This window comes from Lysinibacillus sp. OF-1 (assembly GCF_028356935.1).
Lineage (GTDB): Bacteria > Bacillota > Bacilli > Bacillales_A > Planococcaceae > Lysinibacillus > Lysinibacillus fusiformis_D.
Map to the genome: position 1 here is coordinate 3239201 of NZ_CP102798.1, position 20255 is coordinate 3259455.

Below are 20255 nucleotides of genomic sequence, written 5' to 3' on the forward strand. Positions count from 1 at the left end.
AGTTCACTCCCTATTTGCACTCAAGACATATTGCCAGCGCGTAGTTGTCTGCTCAATTGTTTGAATGTCGAATTGTTTCAAACCTTTTTCGGTGAATGCATCAGCACTCCATAACCCATTTAGCGTGAATGTCACGGCAAATGTATGATCGTCAACACGTACATCAAGCGTTAGGATCTGCTCTGTAAATGGATCTAATGTATCATAAACATGCATAACTGTTTTGTTTAAATAATCTACAACTTCCCGATCAATATTGTTGGTCACTGGCTTTTTTATCTCACCGCTTAGCTTCCATGCTAGTGATGGATAACGCCATCCTGCTGTTTGTAGCCACTCAATTGTTTGTGGTAATTGTAGTCGATTGAGGATAGAAAACACGCGTAATTGTTCTGAATAATGTTGAATAAGTTTCTTTGATTCATCAATTCTACCTAAATCTAAATTCATGCGAATCAGTTGCAGTTGATTCACATAATCATGATTTGCAAAACGTAATACTTCACTAATGGTTAGTGATTGATTGTTCATCCCATTCACTCCAATAAAGTTATCCTTACTAGTATAACAAGTTTTGCTCTATTTTTCCCTTAATTCTTTAATCAATTATGCCTCAGCTTAATTGAGACCAGAATCGGCATTGTTGAAATTTAGCCAAAAAAAGGACTGCAATAAATGCAGTCCTCCGCTTTATGTTATCTTATAAAAGATTAAGCTTCTTGTGTAGTTGGATATACAGATACTTGTTTGCGATCGCGACCTAAGCGTTCGAATTTAACAACGCCGTCAACTTTAGCAAATAGTGTATCGTCACCACCACGACCTACGTTTGTACCTGGGTAAATTTTTGTACCGCGTTGACGGTAAAGAATTGAACCACCAGTTACGAATTGGCCATCAGCACGTTTAGCACCAAGTCGTTTAGACTCAGAATCACGTCCGTTTTTAGTAGAACCTACCCCTTTTTTCGATGCGAAAAGTTGAAGATCTAATGCTAATAATAATTTCATCGAGTTCCACCTCCTACTTGGTTGTAGTTGATTTGGATGTATTGTCCGTAATTTTGCACCATAGAATACACTTGGGCAGTCATTACTTGAACAATTAACTGTAGTTTTGCATCTACTTCAGGCTCTAAATCTGATGGTAAATCTACCTTAAGATAGCCTCCACCTTCAGCAGCTTGTTCGACTTCTGGTTGAATTTGTAATAATGCATAAATAGCATTTACTGTACCAATGGCAATAGTAGATGCTCCTGCACACACTAAATCTTTACCAGATTCATCGTACCCAGCATGTCCTGAAAATTCAAATGCTGACACATGTCTATTTTCATTGTGATGAATCGTAACTTGTATCATTCGCTACACCTCACAATTAAGCGTTGATTGCTTCAACAACTAATTTTGTGTAAGGTTGACGGTGACCTTGTTTACGACGGTAGTTCTTTTTAGCTTTCAATTTGAAAACAACGATTTTTTTCGCACGGCCTTCTTTAACAACTTTAGCTGTTACTGTAGCGCCTTCTACGAATGGAGCGCCAACTTTAACGTTTTCGCCACCTACGAATAATACTTTATCAAAAGTAACAACCTCATCAGCTTCTACGCCTAATTTCTCAACATAGATTTCTTGACCAGCTTCTACTTTGATTTGTTTACCACCAGTTTCAATAATTGCGTACATTTTACTGCACCTCCTCTTAGACTCAGACTCGCCTGTTTTAAAAGGTGATCTTATTAGATACTTAAACCTTTCCAGAGCGGTTGTAGTAGCACGGGTGCTACAAACAATAACATTAAAATATTACCATACGTTTTTTTTTAAGTCAATCTATTCATAACATATTTTTCAAAAGCAACTCTATATTTTCGATAGCGCCATTCTTTCAATGCTTGCAGCCAAATGAATAAATTAATGATGGCTAAAAAAATAGACTGTGGCAAGAACTTGAAAGTGACTAGTAATAGTGTAGTGGCAATGATGAAAGACAACCAATAATACATTTCCACCACTTGAGCTCTTGGATAACTTAAAAATAGCCAGGCTAATACTAGCCTGCCACCATCTAACGGTATGATGGGCACAATATTTACAGCCAGTAACACTAATTGTACAGTTATTAGCTTAGTGGCGAGCAGATCAGGCATAAAAAAAGCGAGGCCAATCCCAATAATGGTAGCGATTGGTCCTCCTAATGCAATCCATAGGAGTGACGAAGCTTGCACAACCGCTGGATTTTCAAATTGAATTTCTCCCCCATATGGTGTAATAACGCATGATTTCACCTTCACTCCGCACAATACTGCTGCTACTAAATGACCTGCCTCGTGCCACAGCAAAGAAAATAAAATGATGGCGTAATAAGCTAATTGTCCACTAAAAATCATGACAAATACCAGAGGGATACATAGAAGATGTAATTTAATCCTCATTGGTCTCCGTCGATTCAAGCCATTGTACAATTTGCTCTAAATCATAATGAGTATCTCCCTTTTCAATGGACATATATAATTGACCAGCTTCTTTCATACCAATTAAATCATTAGCTTGAATCGATGTATAAGGGAGCTGCGCTAAACTATCTAACATACCATAAGATACCGTTGTCCCGTCCTCATAGCTGATTGTCATAGTCTTGCCCGTATACTTTGTATGACCAGTAAAAACCACCAACCCATTCTGCCCAGCATAGATCGGTAAACCAACATCATACTGCAATAAATAACCTTCTTTAAAAACTTGGGCATTAGCAAATGTTAGAAGATCGGCCTGCCCTACATCACTTGATACCATGATGGTCTCTTTTTCTTTTTCGAACCAACTTTGTCCGAGCTCACTTAAATAGGTTAAATCTGCAGAGGTTGTTACAAGCTTTCGAACGGGTGTATCTACTACGCCTTGATCTTCTAAACGAATTACAAGCATGATTGCTGCCACAAGTAGTATCGTGACGAACCATTTCCATTTTTTAAACAAGCTCTCATCCTTTTTTCCACACTATATGAGATTGCATGTCCAAACATGCACAAGAAAAAACCTTCTCGTACATTTGTACGAAAAGGTTGTCATTTATTTTGAAAATAGAGCCTTAAGTTTTGAAAACATACCTCTTTGCTCATTTTGAATAGCCATCAATGGCACGGACTCACCAAGAATACGACGGGCAATATTGCGATAGCCCAATGATGCTTTATTTGATGGGTCCATGACGATTGGTTCACCTTTATTGGAAGATGAGATGACACCCTCACTATCGACAATAATGCCTAATAGATCAATAGAAAGATGTGTAGTAATTTCATTGACATCCAATGTATCACCGCTCTTCATCATATGCTGTCGAATACGATTAATGATGAGTTTAGGTGCTGTAATCTCTTCTTGTTCAAGTAAACCAATGATACGATCTGCATCACGAACAGCGGAGATTTCAGGTGTTGTCACAACAATCGCATGATCTGCACCAGCGACAGCATTACGATAGCCTTGTTCAATACCGGCAGGGCAATCGATTAATACATAATCATAATCCCTTTTCAATTCCTCTACTAAGCTCTTCATTTGCTCAGGGGTAACAGCGTTTTTATCCGTTGTTTGAGCAGCAGGTAATAAAAATAGTTTCTCATCTACGCGCTTATCCTTAATTAATGCTTGATGGATTTTACAGCGTCCTTCCACCACATCAACTAGGTCATAAATAATACGATTTTCGAGACCTAAAATGACATCTAAATTGCGTAGGCCGATATCTGTATCAACTAAACATATTTTTTTACCTTGTAGAGCCAATGCAGTCCCAAGGTTAGCCGTTGTCGTTGTTTTACCGACACCGCCCTTACCTGAAGTTATGACGATCGCTTCTCCCACACTAGCTTCCTCCCTTAGACACATTTAACAATGGTCGTATATTTTTTAAGGCATGAATTTGATCGTACGTAATGCGTCCATCATAGCCAAGAAATGCACAAGTCATTTCTGCCTGATTGATCGCGTTTACATGTTCATCTGACATTGCCTGAACTTGATCAGCAATCATGATATGTGTGGCTTCAAATCGAGATGCTGCAATGATTGCTTCTTTATTGCCATGCACACCCGCATGTGCAATTCCTTTTAGTCTACCTAGGACATATACATTACCGCCAGCCTCTACTCGACCGTTTGGATTTACATGGCCTACAATGATAATGTCCCCTGATGAACGCAGAACTTGTCCTGATCTGACCACACCAATATATGTATCTTGTTGACCTTCAATCATTTTCTGGTTGCTTTCTTGGACAGTCAGTACTTCACTTTGCACCTTAGATACAATAAGTTGCTCCGTTTCTTCTACAATTTTTATCAGCTCATTCATTTGTTCATCAGTACAGTATCGATAGCCTAAGTATAATTGTACATCTACTTTACCATCGATACCGCCTTCTAACACTTTCTTCTTCAATTCTTCTACTAACTCGCTATACGAACATTGATCGTCTAGACGTAGTACAAAACCGTCCTTCGTTCCCTTCATATTAACTAACTGTTTTTTCATGAATGCCTCACCTCACGTTGTTCTTTATTAAGAAACTTCACGTGCTCTCTGTAAGACACGCGCATTAATTAGATATTTGAAGGCCCAACCAAGAATCATTAAAAATAAAGCATTAGCAATAATTGTTGGTAGTAGTCGTGAACGTAAGAAATCCGCTAAAGGTATTGCTGTAAAATCAATTAGGAAGAAAAATTGATATAGTATGAATTCTAAAATGGCTACTAGTACAACTGAAATTGTCGTTGTCACAACTAAGTGCTGATGGATAACTTTCACGATAGAGCCTGCTAAAAAACATATAAGTGGATAAAGCACTGAATATAATCCAATAATATCAATGTAAAACACATCATACAAGACACCAAAAAAAACTCCATACATTACCGCACGTTTACGGCTGTAATAGATGGATATAAAAATTAAATATAAGATTAAAAAACGTGGTACCAGAAAATAGACTTCCCCTTTAATTTCAATCGGGGAAAGCATAGCAAATTCTGGCTCTAATAAGAATAGTAAAACCGCTACAGAGGGGATGAGAAATCGAACCATCATTCCGCCTCCTCTTCACTCGCCTCTTGCGGATTCGATAAATCTTCATTTGTTGTATTGCCGTCTGAGCCATCAATAACTGTTGATGTACGTTTAGCAATGACAACATGTTCTAAAATTGAAAAATCAGCAGATGGTTTGACATAAGCCATTTTTGTTAAGCCATGATCATCTGTACTAACTTCTGTAATTTCTCCGATTGGGACACCTTTTGGGAAAATACCACCAAGCCCTGAAGAAACTACTTGCTCGCCTTCTTTCACCGTTAAGCTAGAATCGATTCGCTTCATAATGAGTTTATTACGTTCTTCATCAAAGCCCTCGATTAAACCGTATGCTTCTTTTTCTCCTAATACCATCGCAGAAACACGATAGTTTGGATTATTTGTATATAAAAGCTCTACCTCAGATGTGAAAGGTGTTACTAGTATAATTTTCCCTACTAAACCTTTCGCCGTCATAACTGCCATATTTTTTTGGACACCATGAGAAGACCCTTTATCTAAAATGATTTTCTCTTCCCACTGGTCTGGATTTCTAGCAATCACTGTTGCATGAATTGGATTAAATGCCTTCAAGCTCTCGGTTTTATCCAATAGCTCTCGTAGCTTGTTATTCTCTGATTTTAAATCCGTAGCTTCAGCTTGTACAACTGCAAAATCTTCTAAGCGTGCTTTTAAACGTTTATTTTCTTCGTACGTGTTTAAGAGGGAGTCAATACTATTAAAAATACCATTAATATAATTCGCCGGCTTCGCAACAATCGATTGTGCGACGCCGACAGTATCTTTAATAATTTGCTCTGGTAAAGTTGCATTCGTCCGATCACGTAATGAGAAGCTAATCAATGCCACAAGAAAAACCATACCTACGAGCAGCAAAATTACTTTCTTATTGAAGAAAAAGTGTGGCATTGCCTCAACCTCCTTACCCTTTTACTTGTTGTTGACGAATTAAGTCGATATGATCTAATGCTTTACCTGTGCCAATTGCTACACAGTCTAACGGATCTTCTGCGATAAAGACTGGCATGTTTGTTTCTTGGCTAATAACTTTGTCTAAGTTTGTTAATAGCGCACCACCACCAGTTAATACAATACCACGTTCCATTACGTCAGCAGATAATTCAGGAGGGGTTTGTTCTAATGTTTTGCGAACGCCGTCAATAATAGAGGCAACCGCTTCACGCAATGATTCAGAAATTTCCTGTGAAGAAATTTCGATTGTTTTTGGTAAACCAGTTAATAGGTCACGTCCTCGAATATCCATTTTATTCTCTGGACCTTCTGCCAATGCCGTACCAATTTCCATTTTCACAGCTTCTGCAGTACGTTCACCAATTGTTAAATTATATGTTTTACGAATATACGAAATGATGGATTGATCCATCGCATCCCCACCAACACGTACGGATTCACTCGTTACAATACCACCTAAAGAAATAACGGCAACTTCTGTTGTACCACCACCGATATCAACAACCATTGAGCCAGTAGGATCCCATACAGGAAGATTTGAACCGATTGCTGCTGCAAATGGCTCTTCAATTGTGAACGCCTCTTTTGCACCCGCTTGTCGTGCTGCATCAATAACCGCACGTTGCTCCACTGATGTAATGCCATAAGGCACACAAATCATCACATTCGGTTTTTTCCAGTTGCCTCCAGAGTTTTTACATGCCTCTTTTAAGTAATATTCGATCATTGCTGTTGTAATATCGAAGTCAGCAATAACGCCATCTTTCATTGGACGAATTGCTACGATTGAGCCAGGTGTACGACCAATCATATTTTTCGCATCATTACCAACGGCAACGATATCTCCTGTTTTTGTATTTTTTGCTACAACTGAAGGTTCACGTAAAACGATCCCCTTTCCTTTAATAAACACTAATGTATTCGCTGTGCCGAGGTCAATCCCGACATCTTTGCTTCCTAGTCCAAACAAATTGTGTACTCCCTTTCTATATAAGCCATACTTTCGTTGATATCCATTATCTTTGACGACAATGTGCAGGAACTTTAATTGTGTAAAAAACACAATTGACTCCTCTCAAAGCCTATCACACCTGTCAAAGCTTTTATCTTCATCAGTTGGTGATTGACACCTCGAAAAAATTACACACTCATTCACCTCACCACCAATTTCGATGGGAGTCCTTCCTGAATAAAGATAAAATTCATACCGTTCATTATAACGGAAAAGCGCAAGAATTTGTAGTGTCACATACTACATCTCACAGAAAAGATACTATTTTAATTCCCTCTTAAACTAAAAATAGTACGTATAGATTAGCATATAATTTTTATTCTCATAAGACAACGTGTATCAGGCTACCAATTTTTGTGAAGATAATAGCGTTTCTATGAATACATTAACGATTTGTAATGAAAAAGGTTCGCCAATAAACCACAAAAAAATACAAAAATTTTATAGCTGCCTAACGAAGATGTTTAACTTTCTGTATAAAAAGCATTTGCTGGCTCAACATAAAAAAACTCTGCATGCTTCATGCAGAGTTAAAAATACCCTTTTTCTTTCATGCTAATAAATTGATGATCACCAATGATCACATGATCAATTAATTCAATACCGATAATATAACCGGCTTCAACAATTCGCTTCGTTACCTCAATATCCTCCGTACTAGGTGTTGGCACACCACTTGGATGATTATGAGCACAAATAATGGAAGCGGCAGACCGTTTAACAGCTTCTCGAAAGTAGGGTGAGAACCCAGCGCCTTAATATATTTCTATATTAGGTTTCCAAGAACTCCCCTCCAAACCGTACGTACTCCTCTCAGAGTATACGGCTTTCCATTTACTTTAATCTAACTTACCATTATGTTATGTAAATCGTGATGACACGATGTACATAACGCCATTGTCTTTCTTCTTCGGGCAATCATTTTTTGTTCCCACATTTTCTTGCCTTTTAAACCTTTTAGTTTATGGATGTGATGCATTTCAAGTGGTACTCCCACTATACTGCACCATTCACATTTTTCGACAAGTAATCGGTCAATCATACTCGTTCGCCCTGTATAAATTAATGTATTTTCAACTATATCAACTGTTGGCTGTTTAATCGTATCGTTCTTTTCCATTCATTGCTCTGTAAAATAAGCAATTTTTAGACCCTCTTTGGTTTCATATCGAACACCCAATTTCCCATTAATCTTATATTTAGTGATAATTTTGCTGACAGTACTTTTATATTTATTCGTATACGTTTTAATCATGCTGTATTTCATCGTTTGACGGAAAGACTGTAAAACATGTACATTACTCGCTAGACGATAGTAATTGTAGTAGCCCTCTATTTCCGCATTGTACGTACGTAAAATTTCAAGATCATCATTATGCACCAAATACGGGCGATGAATGGGTTTCCAACCATTGTTTGCTCCTATTTTTAACGCATTTAACTGTAGAAGTTTTTGGATATATTTTTCATGTGGAACGAAAAGCTTTGCTTGATAGTTGAACTTACGCTTTTTTGTTCCATTTGGCATTTTCATTCTATGCCAATCTCTCATAACACGAATATCATACCCAAGAAAACGCGCATTTTTCTTACTGTGAGTAATTAAGGTCTTTTCATCGCTTAACTCTAACTTTAGTTGTTTTTTTAAGAACATTTTCAAGTCTTGCTTAGTTTGTTCGGCTTCCTTTTTACTACCGATGACACCTAGTATAAAATCATCTGCGTACCGCACATATTTTAAGCGTCGGTAATTTGGGTCAAAAAGGTCTTTACTATCATGGCTTTGTAATTCTTCATAAAGCGCTTTTAATTCTTTTAACCGTTCTTTCTTTTGTTCTTCACTTAATTTAGACCAATCACGTTTATTGTTACTTTTTCTCTTCGCAATTTTTGATGCTAAGTTATGATAAGTAAGATTGTGTGTACGTTTATCACCTTTATTATAGCTTTCTATATATTGCTCCACATATTTGTCGAGTTCATTTAAATAAATGTTCGATAACAGAGGACTAATAATCCCGCCTTGTGGTGCACCACTATAAGTTTTGTGAAATACCCAATCTTCCACATAGCCTGCTCGCAAAAACTTCCAGATTAAATTGATGAATTTTTCATCTTGAATCTGTTTTCTTAAAATATTTATTAATACATGGTGGTCTATATTATCGAAGAAGCCTTTAATATCCCCCTCAATAAACCATCTTGTCCCCGTAAAAGTATTGCGGATTTCTTTCAATGCTGTATGACAGCTAAGATTTGGTCTAAATCCATGAGAGTGTATGGAAAAATGCTGTTCATAAATACTTTCAAGTAATCGCCGGACAACTTCTTGGACTAATTTATCCTCGAAGGTAGGAATGCCAAGCGGTCTTGTTTTCCCGTTCTTTTTTGGGATATACGTCCGTCGTGCTGGATTTGGTTGATACGTTTGCGTTTTTAATTTTTCAATGAGCTTTTCAATACGTTTTATACTCATACCATCAATCGTATCTTCATTGATCCCTCTTGTATTACTACCCTTGTTTGTATACAATTTTGCGTAAGCTTCAAAATAGAACTCTTTATTGTATAAGTTACGATATAGCCGTTCAAATACATAATTCTTATCTTTTGCTTTGGCAGTTAGACGATTTAATACTACTTTTGGAATTCTCATAGAGCCTCCGCTCCTTCCCAATTTTGTATTAACGTTGTAAACTGCTCCCCTTCGCCATGTACTAGGCTTTCCCTAGCTCGGACTACTACGAGAGCTCCGTTACCATATCAGATATTCAGTGTCTATACACATAGCCCAAAGGCATTCTGACTTAGGTAATCCCCATTTAGATTTATAAAGACTTGTCGCATGTATAATGTCGGATATGACGTTCGCTCGTTACTTTTATACGAAAGTTGGGTGAAATGGTATCACATCATTGACCTCGAAATCTTTAAGGACAATGCACATTTCAAATAGCGTAAATCATGACCTCCCGCTAAAGGTCCCCGTAGTCCCCCTTGAGCTGTCATTCAAGCAGTTTAGCCTTTATCCTTATTTATACAATTCATCTCGCCATTCAGTCGTACTTCGGTCATTAAGTAACTTATGGCTTTTCCAACATGCTACACTCCCTGTCCGGTTTCCCTTTCAGATAAGTTGGCTGATGATAGGGTGAAGCTTGTGATATGTCCCTACTGCTATGCGAAAGCAGATTCCTTATAAACCCTTATGGGCGCACAATTTCCCTGGGATGAACGATCGAGGCGTTTATTAATATAGAAGTTACTTGATATTTTTTAGACGCAAAACATATTAAAAACACTTATTTAAGTGGGTTTTTAAAAGACTTGTAATTGCTTTGATTTATCCAGAATTTATAAAAGTTATTTACTTGGTCACTTTTTTGGTCACTTTTTATACAGTGATCTTGAATAGATTCCGAAACCACAAAAGAACAAGCACTCACATTTTATGAGCGCCATGTCTTTATTTTAGTGACTTAATAATAATAATAATTTTTCCCTTATGATTTCATTTTTTTGGGTAAACCTATATACAATTAAGTAAATATGTAATAAAATACTTACATATGAAATATTTAAATTCTGGAAATGATTTGCTTTTAGTTCTTGAGGCTCTTTCTAATCCCCATCGATTAAAGATAATAAGTGTGTTATATGAAGGAAAACAATATGTAAGTCAGTTAGCAAGAGAAATTGGAATTAGCAGACCTTTGCTTTACTTGCATCTTCAAAAATTAGAGGAGGCGAAACTTATTACAAGTGAAATGGAAATTTTAGAAACTGGTAAAGCAGCGAAATTTTATATGCTAAATCCATTTGAATTGAATATTAATTCAGAACTGATCTATTCACTTATTTCATCTTTAACAATTAAAAAGAAAAATTATTTAAAGGAGTAAGATTATGAGTTCAACAAATATTTTAATTAATAGTTTATTCATGAATTTCTTATTACAATTAGTACCGATAGTTATAATTGCTTTACTAGCTTGGCTTATCCTTTCAAAGATAGCTAAAAAATTTGAAAAACAAAATGAAGAACGATTAGCATTCGAAAAAGAAAATTCAATCTTGTTAAACAAAAGATTAGATGAATTAAATGAACGATTAGTTATTATAGAAAAAATGTTAAAAGAAGTTGACTAAAAAATTAGTTAAAGCAACTTTCGTTGTATTAATAAAAAAATGATACGAAGTCTATCTTCGTATCATTTTTTGTTGTTCTTATTTCAAATTAACTTTTTGTTTATAAGAAGTTCGGCGTAGTAACTCTACTATTTTGAATGTGCAATTTTAACCAACCTGTAGTACTTGCACCACCATTCCAAGCTACGAATGTCCATTTTAATATAGCCTCAGCTGGTGCACTGCCTGTTTCTTTTGCATTAATTGTTGTTAGACTCTCATTATTTGCATAGCCTCCAAAAAGAGTAAGATAATAAGATTGATTAACATACGAAATGTAACTATAACCTCCATTAACTACAGTGAAATCTGCATAGAATCCGGCTTTTGGGATTGTTGCTGATTTTGCAGTAATAAAAGCATTTTTGTAGTTTGTATATCCACTTCCTGAGGTAACACTGCCATCACTTATGTCAATAGCAAATGGAGTTATACTAGGTTTATTGTTATTTTCTACTTCTTGAGATTCCTCTACTATTGCTTCTGACAAATCAAGTGCAGTTACAATAATTGAACCATCTTCATAAACATCTACAGTTTCTGTAACATTACCAGATTCTGTTGTATAAGTATCGATTGGTTGTTTGTTTTCTAAATAACAATCCATTAAAATACCATTTTCCACTTTTTCTATTAATTGAAGTTGTGTTTCATTATCAACATTGTATTCATTAAAAAATGATTTCATATAATCAATTTGCTCTTGAGGAAGTTGGATTTTTTCTTGACTTTCTTGATTAATTTCTTCAGCTTGTGCTACGTTTGTAAAACCTGCTGAAAGTAGTAGTGAAGTAGATAAACAAGTTGCTGCTAAAAATTTTATTTTGCTCATTATTGGTAACCCTCTTTTTCTTTTTTATAATTTAAAACCTTATATTCCGATGTTAGTAATGCTATTATTTTCGAAAATCATTTCTGAAAATTAAAATTTAAAAGTCTTACCCTCGAGGTAACTTCATACTATCATTCCCAGCGGAACCAATTCAATGGAAATTTGACGCCACTTTTTTGGCGGTCTTAATAGCGTTTTTTGGCGGTAATATTCTACTTTACAATAATTCACGCCTTATCCCGCCAACTCATCACGCCATTTTTTGGCGGTATTTTTATACTAATGTAGATAAAAAGTAACAAAACAGACAATTGTTATTGACATTTGTAAAAAAAAATGTCCGAACAACAATAATATTTTTTTGTAAAAAGTTCACAAATTAGATTATTATTAATTGAATAATTTTTTGTTTATAAGACAAAAAGGACCAGTTCAATTAGCTTCACTGGTCTTCAATATTTTATCTTTGTGCAATGATAATCTTCAATCCTTCAAAATCTCCACTTGTCATAGTGCCATTATCGAATTTTTCCAACCAAGATTTATTGATTACCTCTTTATCAACTGATTGTTTAATGTAATCACGCACTGCAGTTTTAGTTGTTTCATTCGTAAATTTCATTGTGTCATCATCCTTTTCTGTTGGTTTATCGGATTCTTTTGGTTTCATTGCTTCTTCAATTCGTTTTAAGAAACTACCCCAACGATCTTCACTTAAGATTCGGTGAGGGCAATATTTACCGTTCCAGTCCTGATGTTTCTTAACTCGCTCAATACCCCAACCATATTGTTTTAAAAGCTTCGCAATGTATTGGACAGCATTTTCTTCAGCCACTCCATACCGAACACCACCACTCTTGCTGTAACAAATTTCAATTCCAATAGAAAGACGGTTACCTTTCTTTAAAGCATTAGGGTCGGTACTACCTCCACCGTCCCCGCAATGCCAAGCGCTACGGTTAAAAGGAATTGCTTGAATAACCTCTTTATCATCCACGGCAACATGGTAAGACACCTGATTGTTATTGCCAATCATGTACGAAATTTCATTAGCTGCAGGTGCGTCATTAGCTGTGTTGTGTACAGTAATATATTGAGGCACCATTGTATATGGCGCCTTGATTGAATACTTGCTTGAAGGTAAAAATGATTGTTTGAATGCATACGTCATTTCACTTTTTCCTCCTTCGAATTGAAGATTTCTAAAGCTTTTTTTACTGGTGCAGGCATGTCCACTCCTAGTTTGGCTGAATTTTCCCCTAAGCTCACCAATTCGTTTAAGATGAACATCAATACCACGGCATCAGGAATAATTTGCCCAATTGAAAAGCCTTGGTCTTGCAGTACTAAATAAATTAAATTAGCTACTACAATCCAAACCCACATCATGCCTTTCTTAATGATGCCTTGATAGCCACGTTTGCTACTGATTGTTCCCCAGTTGGCTGCCATACCTGATAGAAAATCGATTGCATTAAGAATTAGAAGTACCGTCATTAATAACCCCCAACCGCCTACAAGCCACGACACTACTCCACCTACTGTGCTAAGTAAAAATTTAAATGATTGTTCCATTTATCCACTTCCTTTGCCCTTTTTAGTGAAAATAAAAAGCCATGAGACGTATCGAGATACGGTAGCTTATACCGTTGCCCATCTCGATTAGTCTCATAGCATAATAAAAGCACTCCCGGTTGAGAGTGCTGATACAAATTATTTTTCATAATTAAACAGTAAATTTTCTAATCTTGATACTTCTTTATAGCTTTCTTCGTACTCTACTTGAAGTTTCTTTGCTCTTTCACTTAAATTTTTATTAATTTCTTCTCCAAACCTCCCTTTTTTCTCCAAGCTAGCAACTATATTTTTTTCTATTAATAATTTTCTTGATGTTTCTCTCGCATCGTTAAGTGCTGATTGAATAGTTGTAAAAATCGATGTATCGATATAGTTTTTACCACTATTACTTAGTATTTCTAACGTATTACCTTGCTCAAAAAAATTATCAAAATGATAAGCCTGACCTTCGAATGTTTTAATTGCACCTTGTATTAATTCATCTATTCCAAATTTACTCATAAAAAACCTTCCTTTCGTTATTATACTAATACACATTCGACAAAAGGTAATGTTTTCCTTCTCTATTTGACACAAACAAGCACATATAATGAGATTGCCACACATTCACTTTCTTGTTACAAAATATTCATTCTGTAGAAAATCTAAAGCTAGTTCTATAGTTGGTAAAATATCTTTTCCTACTAAATACTTTTCATAATTCTTTATTTGGGATTCATAATCATTTTTATCCGACTCAAAAGAATTCCATTTGAATGTAATTGGTTTAATTTCAATTGGAAATTCACACGGCAGCTCAAAACCACCTTCAGTTTGAGTAAATTTAAAAATCAATTTATTATGTTTCATAGAGTTGAAAGCATACCGAAGGGATGAGAATAAATTTTCCACTTTTTCATTCGCTTTTCTTTCCTTATACCCACTAAAATTTTTGAATAACCACTCGTCAGTAATGCATATCCATAGAAGAGATTCACTTAAAGTTTTGTATACATCAAATTCATTCCCTTTAGAGATTCCCCGTTTTAATTCAACACATGTGATTTTTGCGGCTTCTAAATTCCATTCAAATCTATCTTTAGAAAAATAATTCATCAAATCATCCTCTCTTGTCTTTATGTTCTCTATTAAGAATGATTTTTCCTTTTTCATAGAATACTATATTGCCTTCTTCATTTCTTCAATTCATACTTCAATGCATCTATTTCACGCCTCATTTTACTGATAAAGGTAGGCTTATCATTATCAAACACTACCTCAATCTTTCGCTTGCCATATTCGTATACTTCTTTTACTGCAGTTATCCGAGTATCCATCGTAACGCCCCATCCTTTATCACGAACGGTAACCACATCACCTACGCTGAAATCTTTGCCATAAATTAATCTTGATGTAGTAAGTATCTGACCACCTAAGTAAATCTCTTGAGCATGTTCTGATAACTTTTCGTTTCCACGCTTATTTAAATCAGCTACAACCTTTTCAACCGGACGTGGATTTCCTTCATCATCTTCCTCTGATACATCCCTGGCATCCACAAACATTTCATATCGGTCAGCTCCTGCAGCGTCACCAATGGAGATAATTCTGCGTTCTACGCCTTCACCCTGACCTGCTACGACTGCGAAGTTCTTATAATCCAAATCACTCTCAGTGTATTCGAGGGATTCAATGGTTTCAAACTCTGTACTAAAGATAGCTTGTGGCAGCCCCGTTTGATTGGCTACTAAGTTTCTTCCTTCTTTCACAACGAATACAAAACGTTTATTTTTCAGATCAAGCTCAATATTCCAACCTAGACCATGAAGCTCTGATAGTTCGGTCAGCTTTTCACTTAATGAGTCATACCTTGAGTTTTCTTCAATGGCTGGACCTTTATTTTGGTTAGCACCTAGCACTAATCGTGGAAAGATACGAGCAGGATCACTAGGATTAATCATCTGTGTGTTCACGAAATGACGCATTACTGTTTCTACATTACCTGTCACGCTTTCATGGGTCTTACCTGTAGCTGGATATATAAGGCGCTGAGACGTGAAAGTTTTTAAAGATAAGGCTTTAATACTCCAGTTCTCCGTTTGCTTGCCGTTTTCATCTAACTCAATTTCACGATGCCTAATGATATATGCTTGGTCTAATCGATTGTATGGGAAGATGATATTGCCTTTGACTAGCTTGTCGGCATGTTGTAGGTAGCGATTGATTTGAAGCTCTAGCTCCCCAATACCTGACCATGAGATACCAATTTGAGCTGATGTATATCGATCTACCTCACCAAGTAAATTAAATTCATCATCAATGATTCTTAAGGGAATGTTTTGCATATAGCCACCTTCTTTTGCATAATAAAAGCCCTCCACAATGGTGAAAGGCTAAGAATATCTAACTTCTTTGTTACTGAACAATATGGAACTATGAAATAGTTATTTCTTCATATTCATGGAAGTAATCTCTTAAAAAATCTACAATTGGTCTTAATATATCCATTACTTTTTCGTTTTCAACATAAGCTTTATATGCCTCGTACGGTTTTTTAAATGGAAATTCGTATTTATATTTATCTTCCATATCTATTTCATCACTAGGTACAAATCTGATAGATAAAAATCCATTATTAATGCTTGGCTTACTAATATTTGTGATTTTCATATTGTGTTTTATTGTATTAAACAGAAACCTAATTCCAAGCAATAAATTTTCATATGAAATATCTTTTCCATTAATACTTGTGGTTTCTTTAAGTCTTCTCTGAGTATAATCCTCTTTATCATTCTTAAAGAACCATTCATTTGTAATATCAATCCACATAATCGTTTCACACAAAAGTTGAAAGAAACGATAATTATCATGCTCTTTGACCTCTACTTTACGTAGCTCCATAAATCTAGAAAACACCGTGTCTACATTGGCTTTATTTCTCTCTATTTCTTTTAACAAACTCATTAATAATCCACTCCCTTTCATCTACTATAGTTCGACAAAAGGTAATGATTTCCTTCTTTGTTAGACAATAAAAATAACGCTAGCTTAATGCTGCGTTTACCTGTTTTCGTTATCGAGTAATACTTGTACAGCCTCACGCCACAATAACGGCACTTGGTCAACTGTTCGCAAGTTCATTTTAATTAAATCCCAATATAATTTGGCCATTATTATAAGACCCCCTTAGTTGTTAGTGTCTCTACTAATTCTGCGATAGCTAGTTGATTCTCTATCTTATCTTGCTGTTGTGCCTCCACCGACTCAGCTAATGCTAGCTTCAAATCACGGTTTTCATCTCGTAAAATCTCAATTTCAGACTTCGGCACTTCTTCGTACTCGTACCACATTTCTTTCGTGTCCTTGTTAATGTGTAACATGGATAGTTTCCCGCTGTTTTCAGGTTCAGGAATGGAATCGACAACGATACCATCTCGTAAATCTTCTTCTGTCCAACCTGTTGTGTCATAGGCTGTACGCTGAACCTTTGTTACGTTTGGATTCATTAGGTCTAAAAATAATATTGGCAATGTTTTTCCTCCTATGATTTTATTGTTAGTGTTTGTCTGTAACGTACGGTGCTAGTGGTATAACCACTAGTTTTAGGCAACGCTATAACAAAGTCTGGATATTCGATGGCTGGGTTTTTGTCTAGCGCTATGGAAATATCACCTGGGTACTGCATGATTATATTACCCATTCGCCACATATAGGAAAGTGTAGGACTAAACTTCACTACACCAGGCGCTACGTTGGTGTACAAATTAACGTTACCATTTCTATTACCTATATACACATTGCCTTTCTTGTCTATATCAAGTGCCATGCCACCCGATGTTAACATAGTGTTTGACATAGAGTAGACAATGCCTAAATCTGACGTTCTAAGAGACCTAATGTTACCGTCACTTAAAAGTATAATGACACGCCCATTAGTTTCATCAACCATCATCCTATGCGCGGTGTAGTAGCCTTGCGCAAGAACTATAGGACCGACCATCGCCACACCCGTTACGCCGTTGAATTTATAGACAACCGTTTGGTTATTATCATTATTTTGAACTGCGAGGTATACATTTCCCGCTCTATCTACACAAATACTTCGGTGAACGCCCACATAATAATTGTAGTTTATTTTCCATTTTTGACCGCCGTCTTTATTGTAAGCCGTCAACTCAAATGAGTTAGTAGAACTAACAGCGATAACAACTCCTTGATTGTTGGGTATACAAGCCACTGACCCCACGTTTATGGGGTTACTAGTCGAAGGTGTTTCCCATATGATTGCTTGAGTCCTAGCGTTCACTTTCGCTAGTCTATAACTGCTGTACGAAAGGTAGATAAAACCGTGTTCTTCATCAAACGCAAACGCGTAGGACGTTGTGTTAAGCGCTAATGTCCGCTTTAGAGCGCCGTTCCCACCAAATGTTTTATACCCACCATTCCCTAGTACATGATATTCCAAATTATTATAATCGTAATATATAGATTGTGCGGGCGAAAATGACGGTGCATCTGTCAAATCATTAAATACTAGTGTGACTGACGCGTTCACAAGCTCACATTGTAATTTATCCAGTGGTATTTGTTCACTTACACCATAACCACCTCCTTCACCCTGTAAGATAAAATTTGTGCCATTGAACGCTACAGTATATATACCACCCGAAATCATAGCACCGCTAGGGATTTGAGTACCGTTACTTCTAAGTAAAGGAATCGCGTTACTAACCTTGACCCCGTCACTGACTTTTAAAGTGACGTTGCCTGTATTGGTGAAGTTAGAAAAAATTCTATAAGCAGAACCTTGTTTTGGCTTAGGCGGACTAGCGTTATCCAAAATTATTTTATCAGACGTAACACTTATAGCGTTTAATGTACCGCCGGCACCAACATACCAAACATGCCCTAAATCGTCTTTGATATGGTTATCTATTTTTAAGGAATTCGAATTAACAGTTTGCTCTAAAGTATCAACTGATTGCTCTAACTCTGCTATTTTAGCTGCTAAATTTGCTGCTACATTTTCATCCAATATATCTTTAATCGATTCAATCCAAGTTAAAAAATCTTGTTCCTGAATCGCTTGCCATGTCTCAAAATCATTTTTCTGTTGCAGTTGCCATGCTACTAAATCATCCTCAAGCGTCTGTTTCTTGAGATTAAACCAATAATCCCACTGTTGCTGAAACACGCTTGTAGGCACGCTAATAAGCGAATAAACGATACCACATAAATCTTCTTTCATACGTTCATCAATTAACTTTAAAGGCTCTAAGGAAGATGTATTTTTGGTTAGTCTTATTTGTGCTAATGATAATTCAAATACGTACTGATCTCGTTGTAAGGCAGGAGGCTCAGGGTTGGTAGCCGATACGCCTTCTTTCACGAATAATTTAATGTGACGTGCATTGTTTCGTTTATCCAATCGCAAAACAATACGGTCAATTCGGTCTAAGCTTGGTTCTGGTAAACCGTGTGTTAAGAATAATGGTGTTGTATTTTGATATTGATACCCTTGTATCAATGCCTCGCCAGCCTCTACGTACGTCTGCATGGTGCCTGCATTTACCTTTACTTGTAGATTAGGTGTGCCGTTCTTATGTAACAGCCCACTAGACAGCACGTTGCCAAAGTAATCGGCAAAATCACTCGCATAGTGCCATCGTTCATCGCCTGGTGCTGAGTTAAAAAACTTAAATATTTCTGCCACTTTCATCCCTCCTATACTGCGTTATATCGCTTATGGTAGCTGATGTTTACAATTGCTCCTTGGACGTCATTATCAGCCGTATAATTGATGTCGTTTTCTCCTAACTGAAGTTTGAAAAACACACTGTCTAAATGGAGCCAGTTTATAACGTTTCTTCGAGATCCATCTTCATCAACGAATTCAACCGATTTTGTTCCTGGTGTTGTATCGATCACCATCTTTTCACCTTCAGCGAGTGTTTGGTTGACCTTAATGAACTCACCAGTTGTTATATTTTCGATTTTCGGGTTGGTTGCAGGTCCATAAAACTCTATATAAAGTGGTGCCGCAACATCTCCATCATTGTTTATGATTCGTCTATCTCGTTGCATCCCCATCTGAAAAGGACCACTAAATGGGAACTGAAATAACGGTTTGAAAGCTGGTTCTTCGTCGATTTTCAAACTTCGCCAATACGGGTCTGGTGCCACGAAATTGATCATGCCTTTTTGTAATGTTTTAGCTCTGCCTTCACCATCAGGGAAAATAGGTACACTAGATGCAACTACTAAAATCTCGCGTACTAAGTAATCATTTTCATAACGTAGAGTACCAGGACCAAGCTTAGGATTGATGATACGTGCCACCTCTGTTCTCCGCCTAGACACGGTTTCATATCCACCATCGTCTACTGCATTAACTATAAGAAATGTAATATCAATTGATCGTTCCTCTAGCAATACATCAATTAAGGTGCTTCCGTCTTCGTATGGTACCCGTTGTGTTTGTAAATTGGCTGGCACATCACCAAGACCGATAATTTCTTGCAAATAAAAAGGAGGACCGCCAAATGTGACGGACTCTCCAAAACGATTGGTATATGTGACTGTCTCCACAAGACGA

At 36.5% G+C, this 20255-nt stretch carries 24 protein-coding genes, 2 pseudogenes and 1 other annotated feature; of the genes and pseudogenes, 2 read left to right on the top strand and 24 right to left on the bottom strand.

Annotation, left to right across the window (positions count from 1 at the left end; genetic code table 11):
- Positions 1–3 precede the first annotated feature (3 nt).
- The 13 genes and pseudogenes from NV349_RS15830 to NV349_RS15890 form a co-directional block, all read right to left on the bottom strand.
- Positions 4–531, bottom strand: coding sequence for a Spo0B domain-containing protein (locus tag NV349_RS15830; RefSeq protein ID WP_036124127.1), 528 nt, complete (start codon positions 529–531; stop codon positions 4–6).
- 179 nt (positions 532–710) lie between these two features.
- The gene (gene rpmA, locus NV349_RS15835) at positions 711–1010 is read right to left on the bottom strand and encodes a 50S ribosomal protein L27 (RefSeq protein WP_016991892.1); all 300 of its coding nucleotides are present in this window, start codon (positions 1008–1010) and stop codon (positions 711–713) included.
- Positions 1007–1363 (bottom strand): ribosomal-processing cysteine protease Prp, encoded by a 357-nt coding sequence (locus NV349_RS15840; protein WP_036124121.1) that lies wholly within the window; start codon positions 1361–1363, stop codon positions 1007–1009. Before NV349_RS15840 ends, rpmA begins: the two co-directional genes overlap by 4 nt.
- A gap of 16 nt (positions 1364–1379) precedes the next feature.
- Positions 1380–1688: a 50S ribosomal protein L21 gene (gene rplU / locus NV349_RS15845; protein ID WP_036124117.1), complete on the bottom strand. Its 309-nt coding sequence runs from the start codon at positions 1686–1688 to the stop codon at positions 1380–1382.
- Between the two features lie 14 nt (positions 1689–1702).
- Positions 1703–1780 (bottom strand) — a sequence feature (ribosomal protein L21 leader region).
- 45 nt (positions 1781–1825) lie between these two features.
- Positions 1826–2437, bottom strand: a complete 612-nt coding sequence (locus tag NV349_RS15850; RefSeq protein ID WP_036124114.1) for a zinc metalloprotease — start codon at positions 2435–2437, stop codon at positions 1826–1828.
- Complete coding sequence (locus NV349_RS15855; protein WP_036124111.1) at positions 2427–2981, bottom strand: peptidoglycan DD-metalloendopeptidase family protein; 555 nt, start codon at positions 2979–2981, stop codon at positions 2427–2429. The genes NV349_RS15850 and NV349_RS15855 overlap by 11 nt, the downstream gene beginning before the upstream one ends.
- Positions 2982–3074: 93 nt before the next feature.
- A complete protein-coding gene (gene minD / locus NV349_RS15860; protein WP_036124107.1) occupies positions 3075–3872 on the bottom strand; it encodes a septum site-determining protein MinD in 798 nt (265 codons plus the stop codon).
- 1 nt (position 3873) lies between these two features.
- Positions 3874–4542, bottom strand: coding sequence for a septum site-determining protein MinC (gene minC / locus NV349_RS15865; RefSeq protein WP_058843996.1), 669 nt, complete (start codon positions 4540–4542; stop codon positions 3874–3876).
- A 27-nt stretch (positions 4543–4569) separates the two neighbouring features.
- Positions 4570–5094 carry a rod shape-determining protein MreD gene (gene mreD / locus NV349_RS15870; protein ID WP_080717089.1) on the bottom strand — a complete coding sequence of 175 codons (525 nt, stop codon included), beginning with the start codon at positions 5092–5094 and terminating at the stop codon, positions 4570–4572.
- Positions 5094–6008, bottom strand: coding sequence for a rod shape-determining protein MreC (gene mreC, locus NV349_RS15875; protein ID WP_036124096.1), 915 nt, complete (start codon positions 6006–6008; stop codon positions 5094–5096). The genes mreD and mreC overlap by 1 nt, the downstream gene beginning before the upstream one ends.
- Positions 6009–6021: 13 nt before the next feature.
- Positions 6022–7041, bottom strand: a complete 1020-nt coding sequence (locus tag NV349_RS15880; RefSeq protein ID WP_058844000.1) for a rod shape-determining protein — start codon at positions 7039–7041, stop codon at positions 6022–6024.
- A 572-nt stretch (positions 7042–7613) separates the two neighbouring features.
- Positions 7614–7817 (bottom strand): annotated as a pseudogene (locus NV349_RS15885) (JAB domain-containing protein); the annotation flags it as partial.
- A gap of 110 nt (positions 7818–7927) precedes the next feature.
- Positions 7928–9739 (bottom strand): annotated as a pseudogene (locus tag NV349_RS15890) (reverse transcriptase domain-containing protein).
- Between the two features lie 913 nt (positions 9740–10652).
- Here NV349_RS15890 and NV349_RS15895 point away from each other — a divergent pair.
- Together NV349_RS15895 and NV349_RS15900 are read left to right on the top strand one after the other, a co-directional pair.
- Complete coding sequence (locus NV349_RS15895; RefSeq protein ID WP_058844932.1) at positions 10653–10985, top strand: ArsR/SmtB family transcription factor; 333 nt, start codon at positions 10653–10655, stop codon at positions 10983–10985.
- 4 nt (positions 10986–10989) lie between these two features.
- Positions 10990–11232 carry a hypothetical protein gene (locus NV349_RS15900; RefSeq protein WP_058844931.1) on the top strand — a complete coding sequence of 81 codons (243 nt, stop codon included), beginning with the start codon at positions 10990–10992 and terminating at the stop codon, positions 11230–11232.
- Between the two features lie 100 nt (positions 11233–11332).
- Here NV349_RS15900 and NV349_RS15905 read toward each other — a convergent pair whose 3' ends face one another.
- From NV349_RS15905 to NV349_RS15955, 11 genes are all read right to left on the bottom strand, one after another.
- Complete coding sequence (locus tag NV349_RS15905) at positions 11333–12103, bottom strand: hypothetical protein (protein WP_058844930.1); 771 nt, start codon at positions 12101–12103, stop codon at positions 11333–11335.
- 460 nt (positions 12104–12563) lie between these two features.
- Complete coding sequence (locus NV349_RS15910; protein ID WP_423791697.1) at positions 12564–13274, bottom strand: peptidoglycan recognition protein family protein; 711 nt, start codon at positions 13272–13274, stop codon at positions 12564–12566.
- On the bottom strand, positions 13271–13678 hold the full coding sequence (locus tag NV349_RS15915; protein WP_031417102.1) for a phage holin family protein: 408 nt from the start codon (positions 13676–13678) through the stop codon (positions 13271–13273). The genes NV349_RS15910 and NV349_RS15915 overlap by 4 nt, the downstream gene beginning before the upstream one ends.
- A 138-nt stretch (positions 13679–13816) precedes the next feature.
- Positions 13817–14182: a hypothetical protein gene (locus tag NV349_RS15920; protein ID WP_271910536.1), complete on the bottom strand. Its 366-nt coding sequence runs from the start codon at positions 14180–14182 to the stop codon at positions 13817–13819.
- Positions 14183–14287: 105 nt separating this feature from the next.
- Complete coding sequence (locus NV349_RS15925; protein ID WP_271910537.1) at positions 14288–14833, bottom strand: hypothetical protein; 546 nt, start codon at positions 14831–14833, stop codon at positions 14288–14290.
- Between the two features lie 20 nt (positions 14834–14853).
- On the bottom strand, positions 14854–16005 hold the full coding sequence (locus tag NV349_RS15930; RefSeq protein ID WP_271910538.1) for a siphovirus ReqiPepy6 Gp37-like family protein: 1152 nt from the start codon (positions 16003–16005) through the stop codon (positions 14854–14856).
- Positions 16006–16093: 88 nt separating this feature from the next.
- Positions 16094–16624 (bottom strand): hypothetical protein, encoded by a 531-nt coding sequence (locus NV349_RS15935; RefSeq protein WP_271910540.1) that lies wholly within the window; start codon positions 16622–16624, stop codon positions 16094–16096.
- Positions 16625–16720: 96 nt separating this feature from the next.
- Complete coding sequence (locus NV349_RS15940; protein WP_271910541.1) at positions 16721–16831, bottom strand: CD1375 family protein; 111 nt, start codon at positions 16829–16831, stop codon at positions 16721–16723.
- Between the two features lie 2 nt (positions 16832–16833).
- Entirely contained in the window at positions 16834–17190 is a 357-nt protein-coding gene (locus tag NV349_RS15945; protein WP_271910542.1) for a hypothetical protein, read from the bottom strand.
- Positions 17191–17201: 11 nt separating this feature from the next.
- Positions 17202–19373 (bottom strand): NHL repeat-containing protein, encoded by a 2172-nt coding sequence (locus NV349_RS15950; RefSeq protein WP_271910544.1) that lies wholly within the window; start codon positions 19371–19373, stop codon positions 17202–17204.
- Positions 19374–19384: 11 nt separating this feature from the next.
- Complete coding sequence (locus NV349_RS15955) at positions 19385–20248, bottom strand: phage tail family protein (RefSeq protein ID WP_271910545.1); 864 nt, start codon at positions 20246–20248, stop codon at positions 19385–19387.
- Positions 20249–20255 lie beyond the last annotated feature (7 nt).